Origin of the sequence: Parabacteroides goldsteinii DSM 19448 = WAL 12034 (genome assembly GCF_000969835.1) — a bacterium.
Taxonomy (GTDB): Bacteria; Bacteroidota; Bacteroidia; order Bacteroidales; family Tannerellaceae; genus Parabacteroides; species Parabacteroides goldsteinii.
The window spans coordinates 1352548-1353225 of record NZ_KQ033912.1 but is presented as its reverse complement, the minus strand read 5'-3'; the positions used below and the strand labels follow the sequence as shown (position 1 = coordinate 1353225).

Here is a 678-nt window from a genome sequence, read left to right as displayed (position 1 = left end):
TTGTGATCAAAAGAAGCTTTTGTTTTCTTTACTTTGTAATAAAAATTACCTTCTCTGGAATCAAGCATTTTAATAACGCCTTTTGTAATCAGGGAAATAGAAGAAACTTTACGTTCGATTTTTAGAGTTTCAACACCAGCCTTGGTAGCAGTGTTCTTTAAAGTAATCTGTCCGTAGAATAAATCTCCCGGTAAAGCGGCTGCAACGCCGTTATTCTGCTTCAGGCTAACCTGTAGGTCGGAAATAATATTCGCTTTGCTCATGGCGCTGATATTTTCGCTATCGGAAGAAAGACCTGCCCATGCAACAACTGTGATCTGTTTTGAACCCGGACAGCTGATCTCAACCGGTTTTGCCTGTAGCAAATAAGTTTTGTCAAGAGACACTTGTGTGTAGTAGTCACCATTCTGATCAAAAACGAACAGAGTAGTCTGGTCTACGTCACCCTTAACGGTGATATCTTTGTTATCGGAATAAGCTTTCAGTACAACAGAAAAAGGAGCCTCAGTCTGAGAATCAGCATTTTTAATTACGCTTTCATCAATACCTGAGTAAGAAGAATCGCTATCAGCGGAACAACTAGTGAAAGAAATTGCTGCCATCAGTGTGCAAACAATAAACAAACAATTTGTGAAAATTCTACCCTTTTTCATGACCTTAATTTTTTATATGCTTAAA

1 protein-coding gene is annotated in these 678 nt (G+C 38.2%); it reads right to left on the bottom strand.

Annotated features, from left to right (window positions below; all coding sequences use genetic code 11):
- On the bottom strand, nt 1–653 hold a 653-nt coding region (locus tag HMPREF1535_RS05190; protein ID WP_046145490.1), incomplete at its 3' end, for a FimB/Mfa2 family fimbrial subunit.
- Nucleotides 654–678 lie beyond the last annotated feature (25 nt).